The sequence below is a fragment of the Paenibacillus sp. FSL H7-0323 genome (assembly GCF_038002725.1).
GTDB classification, from domain to species: Bacteria; Bacillota; Bacilli; order Paenibacillales; family Paenibacillaceae; genus Paenibacillus_AQ; species Paenibacillus_AQ odorifer.
Window position 1 is genome coordinate 836,746 of the sequence record NZ_JBBODB010000001.1, and the last position, 12,681, is coordinate 849,426.

A 12,681-nucleotide genomic window follows, 5' to 3' on the forward strand; every position below is an offset into this window, starting at 1 on the left:
ATTATTTCCACCATAAATCGGAAGTTTACCTCCTCAAAAAAAGAATTTAAACCCTGTACACTAATTCTTGTAAGAGAAACCTTTGAAAGGGGTACAGGGGAATGAATAAAGTAAAACACTTGGCGCTATCGTTAGTCGCTATCATGCTCGTAGGTTCACTGGCAGCATGCGGAGGCAACAACGCCGAGAACAACAACACATCAAACAAAAATGCAGGTAACAACGCAGCAAGCACAAGTGAACCTACTAAGGATGAGGGAACAGAACCGGCTGAGAAAATCGAACTTTCTTTCTGGACACTGGGCAACGTGAACTACGAGGATTTAGCGAAGGAGTACACTAAGGAACATCCAAACATTACGATCAAAGTGCAAAATACCGGTGACCAAACCGCTCACCATAATAATTTGACCACTGCTTTGTCGGCTGGATCGGGTGCGCCTGATATTTTCCAACTTGAAATCGGTTTCATGGAACGTTTCATCAACGCTCAGGACAAGTTCTATAACCTGAATGATCTGGGTGCCAAAGATATTCAAGCCAACTATCTGGATTGGAAATGGAAACAAGCTTCTTCCGTAGATGGCAGCTTCCAGCTAGGTCTTCCAACAGATATCGGTCCAACGGTTGTATATTACCGCACAGATTTGGCTGAAGAAGCTGGACTGCCAAGTGATTCAGAAGGATTCGGCGCTGCTATTGATACTTGGGATAAGTTCGCAGCTGTTGCCAAAGCTTTCAAAGAGAAAACAGGCAAACCATTTGTAGACCTTACGGATCTTACCTTTAATGCTTTGCGTGATCAATCTGCTGATGAAATCTATTTCAGCAAAGCTGATGGCAGCTTTATCGGAGATACCAATCCGCAAGTCAAAAAAGCTTATGATTTCACGGTTAAAGGTATTCAAGAAGGCTGGATCAGCAATGTTATGCTCTGGTCTCCTGAATGGGGTCAAGGCATGAACGACGGTTCATTTGCAGTAGTTATGGGACCAGCTTGGATGGCGGGAAATGTTAAGAGTAATGCTCCAGACTCCTCTGGCAAATGGAAAATTGCTCAGCTCCCTGAAGGTGCTGGTAACTGGGGTGGCTCGTTCCTGACGCTGCCAAAAGAAGGCAAACACTCGAAAGAAGCTTATGACTTTATCGCATGGATGGATAACAAGGAAAACCAACTGGAATCTTTCAAAACCAAAGGCCTTATGCCTTCCATTCCTGCCCTGTATGAAGATCCTGCATTCGTAGATTTCAAAGATGATTTCTTCGGTGGACAACAAACCGCTGTAGAATTCGGTAAAGCAGCAAACCGGGTAAAACCTGTATACTACGGTCCGCTTCACGACCAAACCGATACTTTCTTCAAAAACGCCTTGAAAAATGTGTTGGAGAAAAAAGCAGATCCGACCAAAGAATGGAACGAAGCAGTAAAACAAGCGAAAACATTGGCTGAACGCAGCTAAGATTTCAAGCTTATGAAATTCAATTTCTAGAAGGTCCGGATTCATAGAGTGAAACATTCTCTGTGAATTCGGATTTACACGTTAGATTACCTGGAGGTGTGACATGGCACAACCTGTTATTTCAAGTCCGCATGCCGAGAGCAAGCGCCGCTTTTTAACTGAACAAAGAAGGAGCCGCATCACTGCTTACACGTTTATTTCGCCCTTTTTTATTCTGTTCTCGATATTTGGACTATATCCGATCTTTTTCACGATCTATCTCTCGTTCTTTAAATGGGATGCCCTGAATCCTATGAAATTTGTAGGGTGGAAAAACTATGATCTGGTCACAAGTGATCCGACCTTTTGGATTTCTTTTAGCAACACGTTAATTATGGGGCTTATGGGTACTGTTCCACAGATATTACTAGCTCTATTGATTGCTGTTTTGTTGAATTCGGCGATGACTCGCTTTAAGAAGACGTTCCGGGTTTTATTTTTTATGCCTAATATTACGTCTATCGTTGCGGTTACGCTCGTGTTCAGTACACTGTTTGGCAACAACGGAATGATCAACTGGATACTAAACGGCTTGGGACTGGATAGTATGGCCTTCAACTCTGGCTGGTGGGGCGTTAAAATCGCCATTTCTACGATGGTAATGTGGCGCTGGACGGGATATAATGCCATTATTTTTCTATCAGGCTTGCAAAGTATCCCTACGGATCTATATGAAGCGGCCCGTATTGACGGTGCGAACAGAAGACAACAGCTAACCTTTATAACGTTACCGCTATTGAAGCCATTCATTGTATTTGTTACCTTGCTTTCAACTATAGGTGCCTTGCAGCTGTTCACTGAGCCTTATGTATTTTTGGGCCAAGCGGGAACTGGATCTACACGTCAGGAAGGAATCACTATGGTTACTTATTTGTATAGCGAAGCATTCCGCAACGGATTTTTTGGTACGGCAGCAGCTACGGCAGTCTTGCTGTTCCTGGTCACGATTATTTTCTCTGTCCTCAATATGCTGGTCTCAAATCGCATGGGTGGAGATACGGGAGGGGGTAAAGCGTGAGTACGCTGCGTGTATTTAAAAAAGATCCGGATGATCTAGGGATCATCGGCAAGTTAGGATTTTATCTGCTGTTGATTGTTGGTGCGCTCGTGTCCATCTTTCCTTTCTACTGGATGTTTGTAGTTGGCACTAATGACAGAGGCGCAGTATTCCATGTGCCACCTTTGCTTACGGTTGGAGACCAGTTTTTTGAGAATTTCCAGCGGGTACTGGACAAAACAGACTTCTTTCAAGCCTTGGGCAATTCTTTATTTGTCTCATCTATGGTTACAATATCAGTCGTGTTTTTCTGTACACTGGCAGGTTATGCCTTTGCCAAATATGAATTTCCGTTTAAAAATTTTCTGTTCTACTTTGTAATTGCTACATTATTTGTGCCACAGCAGCTTGGTGTATTACCTACTTACGTAATTATGGCCAAGCTCCACTGGATAGACTCTTTCAAGGCACTTATTGTTCCGGCGATGGTTAATGCCTTCGGGATCTTCTGGATGCGGCAGTATATCACTACAGCTGTACATACGGAATTGATTGAAGCAGGTCGGATCGATGGCGGCGGACATTTCCGGATCTTCTGGAACATCGCTATCCCGGTCATTACTCCAGCTATGGCTACACTAGGTATACTGAATTTTATGACCGTTTGGAATGACTTCTTCTGGCCTTTAGTGGTACTGAAGAATCAAGAGCATTTCACAATTCAGATTGCGCTCCAGCAGCTGTTCTCCAATCGCGATGGTCTAGACTACGGAATGATCATGTCAGCAACATTTACGGCAACCTTGCCACTGCTGATTGTATTCCTGTTATTTAGCCGCTGGGTGATTGCTGGACTTACTTCAGGAGCTATTAAGAGCTGATCTTACTTTTTGATCTTTACAGGGAATAGGCGGTTTTGTGAAGAATACTAGAGGACAGAGACAGCAGGGGGAAGGGGAATATCATGAAACTCCGCCGTAAAATCTTGTTCGCTATTATTCTTCTCGTCTTTATTCCGGTTATTCTGATGGGGATCGTCACTTACGTTAATTTTTCTAATGCAATGGAGAAAAAATCAAGCAACTTCTACTGGATTTCACTGCTTGAAACGGATCGAAAGCTTAAATTCGCGCTTAGTGAAATCACCTCGATCACGAATTCAAAAATTACGCAGCCGGTTGTTCAGCAATCACTGAAGCAGAAGAACTTTGTAATCACTTATGATCGAAAGCAGGAGCTTAGCAGTTATCTCATTGATCATCCAATGATTACTTCATTTAGTTTTTATAGTAAAGATCGTTTAATTTATCAATACAATGCATCGATGTCTTTTGAGGACTTGAAGAGACAAAGCTGGTTTGACGCAATGGAAGGCGCCGAAGGGCGGCCTGTGTGGTCAGGACCGGGAGAAAACGGCTCGGAGATCTCCGGCAATCCGGTACTTGTACAAGCAAGAGTAATCAAAGATTCATATTCTCTCGAAGATATCGGATATCTGGTTGTTAATGTAAAACCTGATTTATTGGATCAGATTTTCTGGGAAGCAGCAACCCTTAAGAAGGGGGATATTTTGCTGGTCAACAAGCTAGGAAATATCGTTTTTAATAAATCCGGTGAACATATTGGACAACGCACAGAGTTCCCCTTTTTACAAAATGATTATGCTAAGGAACATGACTATTACATCGACAACTATCAGGGGGAAAAATCACTCATAACCTTCCTACCTTCTCATAATGCAGCCTGGTATTTAGTAGCCATTACACCTATGAATCTCATCTCGTCAGAATCTGTATCCATCCGGAATATTGCGATTATTTTAAGTACAGTTTCGCTGTTGTCCGCCATTTTGTTCGACCGCTATTTCGTACGGAGGCTCGTTCATAGTATTAATAGTGCGGTTAACGGGATGAAGCGGGTGAAGCAGGGGATATTTACGCCGATCACTACACCCTATCGTGCTGATGATGAAAGTGATTTGCTGATTGATGGCTTTAATCGGATGAGCACGCAGATCAATGAACTGCTTGTGCAGGTGGAGACTGAGCAGGGACGTAAGAAGGAAGCAGAAATGCAAGCGCTAATGGCGCAGATTAACCCTCATTTTATTTATAATTCACTCGAATCGATTAATTCGATGGCAGTGCTGCAAGGCAATAAAGATATTAGCAAAATGGTCATCTCACTCGGCAAGCTGCTGCGAATCAGCATCAGTCAGAATCAGGAGCTGATTCCGCTGCATATGGAGTTCGAGCATGTCCGTCATTATTTGGATATCCAGAAGTTTCGTTTTGAAGATAAATTCTCGTATATCATAGATCTTTCGGATGGTCTTAGGACGTTCATGACACAAAAGCTGATCGTTCAGCCGATTGTTGAGAATGCGCTGTATCATGCGATTGAGCAGATGGAGGACCCAGGGGTCATTGAGATTACGGCCTATGAAATGGGCATGGATATGATCATTATCGTAAAAGATAACGGCCCCGGCTTTGACCTTGCCAAGATGATGAGTCTTTGGGATAACGAGGGAAGTGCTCAGAAGAAATACAGTGATAGCGGCGTGGGGCTTAAAAATGTGCATGAACGCTTGAATATTCGGTTCGGCAGTCCATACGGCATACTAGTGTGTTCATCCCCCGGCTTTGGTTCAACCATCCGAATCCGAATACCAAAAATACTGCCGTAATCGACCGTACGGAAAGAAAGGGGGAGAATGTTATCAAAAAATGGTTATTGAAATGGGGCTGGATGTGGTTATATCTAGTGCTGATTTCGGGTGCGGTTTTATTTATAACTTTAGGAAAGCAAGAACCCATTGAAGATGATTCACCAGAGAAAATCACATTAACTTTCCGTCATTTCTGGATTAAAGAGCATGATCGGCCACTGTTGACTATTTATGAAGATATCGTGGACAAATACCAGTTAGAGCATCCAAATGTGAAAGTTAACTTTGAAGGTGTGGATCAGACGTTGCACCGTGATCAAAAGCTGAAGAACGAGATGGTTACTGGCACCCCGCCAGATATGTTTGTTTTGTTCGGTGGAGCGGAAATTGAGCCCTATGTGCGCTCTAAGCGTCTGATTGATCTGACGGATTTCGTCCGGGAGAATGCGCTAACCAATCAATTCAAGGATCTGGATCTCTGGACCTTTGACAACCATATTTATGGCTTGCCCATTGAAGGGAATGCTGAACCTTTATATTTTAATAAAACCATATTCGAAAAGCTCGGTTTGAAGCCGCCAGAAACGCTGCAAGAGCTTGATGCTGCCATACTAAAGCTGAAGTCGGCAGGATATATTCCATTTGCACTTGGCAACGAGGATCGTTGGCCCGCAGGAATTTTTGCACATTATTTAATGGATCGTTATGCCGGCGCCGACTTGATCGAGAAGCTGATCACTGGTGAAGATCAAGCCAGCTTTCAGAATGAGGCGTATTTAAAGGCTTTTCAGCACTTGGAGCAATGGATCAAAGAAGGTGCCTTCAGTACGAAATCGAATGCGTTATCCACAGAAAATGCGGTGGGACTATTTACGAGCGGCAAGGCTGCGATGTATCTGAACGGAAACTGGGATATCAATTTATTTGCCGGAACAGCAGCTCCTAAGGATTTTCAAAATGAGGTAGGTGTTATTCCGTTTCCCACATTGAAGAAGGGGGAACAACCTTCGATTGCCGGCGGTTATACATTTGGCATCGGTCTTTCCTCCGAACTAAGCGGAGCGAAGCGGGAGGCTGCACTCGATCTCATGAAAGCTTTTTACACCCAGGAGGTTCAGACTCGGATTGTATATGAAGGGTTGAGAATTCCGTCCATGCGCATCGCCTTTGATCCTGACAAGACAGGACCCGTATTCGCGCAAGTCATGAATATGATGGAAGTTAACCGCAAGAGCTTTGTCCCTTATGATAATGTATTGTCACCAGAAGTGAAAAAAACGTTCCTGAGTGTTATAGAACAGATGATTAACGGAGAAATGTCTGCTGAGCAAGCGTTAAAGCAAGTGCAGGCATCCTCCATTCAATATTGGAATTTGATCCAAAGCTCAAGTGTACAATGATGCTGGAGGTACAGGGAATGGATGAGTTACAAGAGAAATATAAAGTAATAATCGTGGATGATGAGCCGATTATTCTTCGTAGCTTAAAAGCAGCCATTCCATGGAATGATCTTCAGATGGAGATTGTGGGAGAGGCCCGAAATGGAGAATTAGCTCTCCGCTTGATAGAAGACACTTCACCACATATCGTGATTAGTGATATTCGCATGCCCGTAATTGACGGGATTACGTTGATGAAGGAAGTATTGTCTAAAAACCCGAAGCTGGTGTTTATTTTTATAAGCGGGTACGGAGAGTTCGAATATGCAAGAGAAGCATTACGTCAAGGCGCTTTTGATTATTTATTGAAGCCGATCGATCATGATGAACTGGTTGAAATGCTAAACCGCGCCAGAACCAAGCTGGATGAACAGAAGCAAAATGATCAGCTGATTCATTCTGTCCAGATGTTGTCACTGCTTGCACGTGAACGTCTGTTTGCAGAAATCACTTTGGGAAATGCAAGGCCGCTTGAGCATCTGAAATGGCTGGAGAACAGTGAACTGGAGAGCGGATATTTCATGGCTGTTGTCCAGTTAGATGACTACACCACACTGAGCAGTCAATGGAGTGTAGAAGAAAAACGGCTATGGCTGTTTGCAATCCGCAATATTGTGGAAGAATGGTCACTGGAGCATGGCGTGCTGACGGTTTTCCCGTTTCATAATGGAGAGTGGATACTACTGTTCCCTGGATCTTTAAGCGCCAGCAGGAGAGAACTTGGTGAACATTTGATAGCGGGAATCAAGAGATACTCCAAGCAGTCTTGTTCCGTAGGCATCAGCCGCACCACACAAGGCATTGATCAATTAAGTACGGTTTACCCTCTGGCCGCGAAGGCCTTATATCAACGGTTCTATTCGGGTCTTGCCGGGGTCTTTATTGATGAAGAGATATCGTTCCCAAGCAGTAAAGAGGTGAAATACCCAAAAGAGCTGGAAACCGCGCTGATAGAAAGTATACGTACCTTAAATAGAGACCGGATGTGGTCTTTATTTGATAAGCTTGCTTTATTTATTGAGTCACAAGCTGTTCCTAAGGATATGGCTGAACGTCTTCTTGTTGAACTGATTGTTGTTTTGTATAGAAATTATGAGTATTTGAATATAAATTCAGATTGGTCCTTGCATGGATTACTTAGCAAGATGCACAATCTCGGCACTTTAAATGAAGTGATCTCTGCTCTGAAAGAAGAGTTTGGTGTGCGATTGGAGCAAGGGAACAAGCCTGTGAATCGCGAGGATACGCGTAGCGCCATCGAGAAAGCGAAACGTTATATTGAGAGTAATTACCATAAAGATTTAAGTATTGAGGAAGTAGCGGAGCTGGCTGATCTCAGCATCAGTCATTTCTGCACTTTATATAAGCAAATAACGGGATATACCTTTTTGGAGTATGTTACACACTGCCGGATGGAGAGGGCAAAGTATATTTTGCAGAGCAGCAACGTAAAAGTGTATCAGATAGCTCCTCTTGTCGGTTATCAGGACCCACGTTATTTTACACAGGTTTTTAAAAAGGCTAGTGGTCAAACACCAACAGAATACCGAGAAGAGCATACTAAGCAGAGCCATTAACGAGGAGGTAAGGGATGGAATTTCATTTGGAGATGATTGTTAAGTGTTTAACGAACCACAAGCTGCAGAAATATTGGAAAGGGTTCGAGGCTGTTTCTTTTGCATTTTATAATAAGGATAACGTGTATCTGTACAATCATCCCAAATTCAAAACGGTAGGATATCATCCACATTTGCTTCCTTGGAGTAATGAATTCTCAGGAGATACCATCATCTTATATGAGGATCACCCTACAGCCATCGTTAATCTGGAATTACATGAAGAATTCGAAGACTTGTACGCCATTTGTGTACACGAATTATTTCACGGTTATCAATTCCTGATGGGAGATGAACGTTATGCAGATGAATTATTGATGATTACCTACCCTTTATCCCTCGAAAATATGGAATTGCGGATTCAAGAAAGACATCATTTATATCTTAGTGTAATGGCAGCTACTATTGAAGAGCGTAATCACGCAATGTACAGATTTATTGCCATCCGTCAACAAAGAGAACAACTGCTTGGGGAGTACGTGCTAAATGAATATCTTATCGAAACGCTGGAAGGACCCGCTTGGTATGTTGAATTAAATGCCTATGCCGAAAAATCCACCCTACCTAATGAGGAAGTATTGCACAAATTCAGTTCGTATTTAATAGATGAACTTGAATCTTCGGCTAATATCAGAAGAAGCTGCTACGGTTCTGGTCTGTTTATATGTTTGCTGCTGGATGAGCTTCGGACCGATTGGAAAGAAGAGTTTATGAAGTCGGAGTTAAGTTTATATGCGTTTTTTAAGCAATTTGTGGATCAAGTCATCATTCCCTTCGAGGAGATATCCATCAGCAAAGAAACGGAAGATATTATGCGATCGGTCAAAACAATCAGGGAGAAGGAATTCATTGATTTTATCAGCCTGGAAGGGTACCACCTGTATATTGAAGGAGATATAAAATCTACGGGTTTTAATCCTATGGGTATTATTGGTGGAGATGAGAAATGCATTCATAAGAATAATTTACGAATCCAAATCAATGATGCGGAGTATTTTCTGGAAAAGCCAGTGATTAGCTACTATACAGCTGACCTTCGAAATATTAATAAACTGCACCTCGTACTAGATGAACCTCCAACTTTTAATAAAGATTCGTTAATCCTTAATGGAATTGGTGAGATCAAAGGTCAATACGAAGTGAAGGAAGATGGATGTTGGCTGCAATGCTAACGTAATTTAAATGAGAAGGAGAGTATGACATTTGTCATACTCTCTACTTGATGTTTATGACTTATAGGATGACACTTTATCTTCTATACTTAGAGTAGATGAAAAGATCCTTAGCCGGACACATCAAGGAGGAAACGATATAGATGACTACAAAACAGACATCACAGCTCTCCAGCCTTAAAAAGAGTGTAGCCCCTTACGAGAAAAATGACCGCAACGCAAGTATAAGACAGCTCATCAATACTTTAGGACCACTTGTGCTGTTATGGGGCGGAGCTTATTTCTCTTTATCCGTTTCCTATTGGCTCACCCTTCTGTTAGCTATTCCTGCAGCAGGATTTGTAATTCGAACCTTTATTATTTTTCATGATTGCACACATGGATCGTTTTTTAAGAATCGTAAAGCGAATGATATTATCGGAACGATCACAGGTGTACTGACACTGGTTCCTTATCGGCAGTGGAAACATAGTCATTCCATTCACCACGCCAGCTCCAGTAATCTCGATAAAAGAGGGATCGGCGATATTTGGATTATGACGGTCGAGGAATACGCAGCGGCTTCCTTCTGGAAACGTCTATATTACCGGATTTACCGCAATCCCATCGTGATGTTTGGTCTTGGACCGATTGCTGTTTTTATGATTCAGTATCGTTTCAATGTTAAAGGTGCTAGACGCAAAGAGCGGATGAATACCTATTTGACGAATATTTCAATCGCAGCGCTTTATGGCTTGCTAATATGGGCTATTGGCTGGCAGGCATTTCTTATGGTGCAGCTGCCTGTAGCATTTGTATCAGGGTTTCTCGGCATATGGTTGTTCTACGTCCAACATCAGTTTGAAGACTCTTATTTCGAGAATGAATCTGAATGGAGTTATGTGATGGCCGCGGTTGAAGGTAGCTCATATTATAAGCTGCCGAAGGTGCTGCAATGGATTACGGGCAATATCGGCTTCCACCATGTGCATCATTTAAGTCCAAAGGTGCCGAACTATAATTTGGAAAAAGCGCATAACGCGACGCCACCGCTACAAAAAGCAACAACGATTACGATTGGTACCAGCTTGAAGGCCCTTAATTTCCGTCTTTGGGATGAGGAAAATAAACGATTCATTAGCTTCAAAGAGATGAAGTCCATATTAAATAAACCGAAAACTGCAGGCGAGGTCCTGCAAGTTCATAAGCCCAGACTCCAGGGAGAATAATGGCTACATTGTAATCAAATAGCAGCAATATGGAAGGTTAGAGCCGGAGAACTCATTCGCGCTCTAATCTTTTTTCTCTTTATCGTTGTGGTTCACCGGATTTTACCGGATTTATGCTAGAATAAGGTGAGTGGCATATGGCAAAAAGGAGAGCAAACATGCAGAAGTGGCATCATATTTTTCATAAAAGTACAGGTCTTAGCCCTTATGTATGGGTCGTATTTTATATTCTACCGTTTTATTTCATCTTTCGGTCCTCTTCTCCCTACCAGGTAGTTTCGGGAATCTTGATGATCGCTGTGTTTTTTGTTTGTTATGTGCTTTCTTTTGTCTCCAAGGGTTGGTTAGTTTATTTTTGGACGAGCGTGCAGATACTGGTCTCTATAACGATGACGTTGTTGTTCGGATATATGTATTTTGCGCTTTTTTTAGCCTTTTTTATTGGGAATATCCAGAATCGAGTAGGGTTCTTCACCCTGTACTCCATTCATTTGCTGACTACGATTATTACGATCAATTATGAGCTGCTGTCGCGTAATCCCGTATTTATCAGCCAGCTTCCCTTTGTGCTTGTCAGTATGATTGCAGTGATCCTGCTGCCAATCAGTACCTATAACCGCAATAATCAAGGGAAGCTGCAAGACCAATTGGAGGATGCTAATAAGCGTATCTCAGAATTAGTTAAGCTCGAGGAACGCCAGCGGATTTCACGTGATCTTCACGATACATTAGGTCAGAAGCTTTCGTTAATTGGTCTGAAAAGTGATTTGGCAGGAAAGCTTATCGACAGTAATCCGACGCAAGCCAAAGCCGAGATCAATGATGTACGCCAGACGGCAAGAAGTGCACTGAAAGAGGTCCGGGAGATGATTACGCGAATGCGCGGCATTCGGCTTGAGGACGAACTCGTTCATATTCAGCAGTTTCTTGCGGCTGCGGAGATTGACTATGTTTTGCAAGGCAATCCTAAACTGTCTAATACTTCATTGATTACGGAGAATGTGCTCAGCATGTGTATTAAGGAAGCTGTCACAAATGTTGTGAAGCATAGTAATGCACAATCTTGCGCAATTATCATTGAACCCACACGCACAGATCTCATCATTAAAGTGAAAGATGATGGAACTGGCATCCCGGGCAATGATCTTTATTTTAAAGGACATGGCCTGCAAGGTATGCGGGAACGTCTTGAATTTGTAAATGGCTGTATGGATATCGTGCGAGATGAGGGTACTACGATAGTGATTAAGGTCCCAAATGCATTTAAGCATCCGGAACAGGAGGTAACCGTATAATGATTAAGATTGTAATCGCTGAGGATCAGCGAATGCTCCTTGGAGCGCTGGCATCTTTGTTGGATTTAGAAGAGGATATGAAGGTCGTGGGCCGGGCAAGCAACGGGGAAGAAGCTGTAGCGATGGTTCAGCAGCATAAGCCGGATATCTGTATTATGGATATTGAGATGCCAGCGATGAGTGGTCTCGACGCTGCGGAAGCGCTGAAGAATAGCGGCTGCAAAACGATGATATTAACCACCTTTGCCCGTGCGGGATATTTCGAACGTGCGCTCAAGGCGGGAGTTCATGCTTATCTGCTGAAAGACAGTCCTAGCGAAGAACTGGCACTTTCGATACGTAATGTGATGGCAGGCCGACGCATGTATGCACCGGAGCTAATGGATGAAGCCTACAGCGGTGAAGTAAATCCTCTGACTCAGCGGGAGAAGGAAGTACTTGGACTCATTGCCGACGGTAAAAATACAAAAGAGATCGCCAGCCAGTTGTACATTACCACGGGAACAGTCCGGAATTACATCTCAGTTATACTAGATAAGCTGGATGTAGGTAACCGCATCGAGGCGATCACTCGATTTAAGGAAAAAGGTTGGTTTAAGTGAGCGGGGGTAAGAAACGATTAGTTGGTTGAAGCAGCTTGTAAACGCTAATCGCTGAACGCTAATCGCTGAACGCTAATCGCTGAACGCTAATCGCTGAACGCTAATCGCTGAACGCTAATCGCTGAACGCTGATCGCTGATTGCTAATCGCTAATCGCTGATTGCTAATCGCTGAACGCTGAA

General features: G+C 43.0%; 10 protein-coding genes. All 10 read left to right on the forward strand.

The window, feature by feature from the left end; genetic code table 11:
* The first annotated feature begins 101 nt into the window (after nt 1-101).
* A complete protein-coding gene (locus MHH89_RS03920) occupies nt 102-1,460 on the forward strand; it encodes an ABC transporter substrate-binding protein (RefSeq protein ID WP_076218205.1) in 1,359 nt (452 codons plus the stop codon).
* Nucleotides 1,461-1,563: 103 nt separating this feature from the next.
* Nucleotides 1,564-2,517, forward strand: coding sequence for a carbohydrate ABC transporter permease (locus tag MHH89_RS03925; protein ID WP_036686279.1), 954 nt, complete (start codon nt 1,564-1,566; stop codon nt 2,515-2,517).
* Nucleotides 2,514-3,377 (forward strand): carbohydrate ABC transporter permease, encoded by an 864-nt coding sequence (locus tag MHH89_RS03930; protein ID WP_038570403.1) that lies wholly within the window; start codon nt 2,514-2,516, stop codon nt 3,375-3,377. The genes MHH89_RS03925 and MHH89_RS03930 overlap by 4 nt, the downstream gene beginning before the upstream one ends.
* 83 nt (nt 3,378-3,460) lie before the next feature.
* Nucleotides 3,461-5,185, forward strand: a complete 1,725-nt coding sequence (locus MHH89_RS03935) for a cache domain-containing sensor histidine kinase (RefSeq protein ID WP_076125934.1) — start codon at nt 3,461-3,463, stop codon at nt 5,183-5,185.
* Nucleotides 5,186-5,247: 62 nt separating this feature from the next.
* Complete coding sequence (locus MHH89_RS03940; protein WP_341086377.1) at nt 5,248-6,567, forward strand: ABC transporter substrate-binding protein; 1,320 nt, start codon at nt 5,248-5,250, stop codon at nt 6,565-6,567.
* A gap of 17 nt (nt 6,568-6,584) precedes the next feature.
* Nucleotides 6,585-8,183 (forward strand): response regulator, encoded by a 1,599-nt coding sequence (locus MHH89_RS03945; protein ID WP_076306336.1) that lies wholly within the window; start codon nt 6,585-6,587, stop codon nt 8,181-8,183.
* 14 nt (nt 8,184-8,197) lie between these two features.
* Nucleotides 8,198-9,394 carry a hypothetical protein gene (locus tag MHH89_RS03950; protein WP_341086379.1) on the forward strand — a complete coding sequence of 399 codons (1,197 nt, stop codon included), beginning with the start codon at nt 8,198-8,200 and terminating at the stop codon, nt 9,392-9,394.
* 143 nt (nt 9,395-9,537) lie between these two features.
* On the forward strand, nt 9,538-10,602 hold the full coding sequence (locus MHH89_RS03955) for a fatty acid desaturase (RefSeq protein WP_076125939.1): 1,065 nt from the start codon (nt 9,538-9,540) through the stop codon (nt 10,600-10,602).
* 158 nt (nt 10,603-10,760) lie between these two features.
* Nucleotides 10,761-11,897 (forward strand): sensor histidine kinase, encoded by a 1,137-nt coding sequence (locus tag MHH89_RS03960; protein WP_076179017.1) that lies wholly within the window; start codon nt 10,761-10,763, stop codon nt 11,895-11,897.
* The gene (locus MHH89_RS03965; protein WP_036686291.1) at nt 11,897-12,499 is read left to right on the forward strand and encodes a response regulator transcription factor; all 603 of its coding nucleotides are present in this window, start codon (nt 11,897-11,899) and stop codon (nt 12,497-12,499) included. The genes MHH89_RS03960 and MHH89_RS03965 overlap by 1 nt, the downstream gene beginning before the upstream one ends.
* The last annotated feature ends 182 nt before the right edge of the window (nt 12,500-12,681 follow it).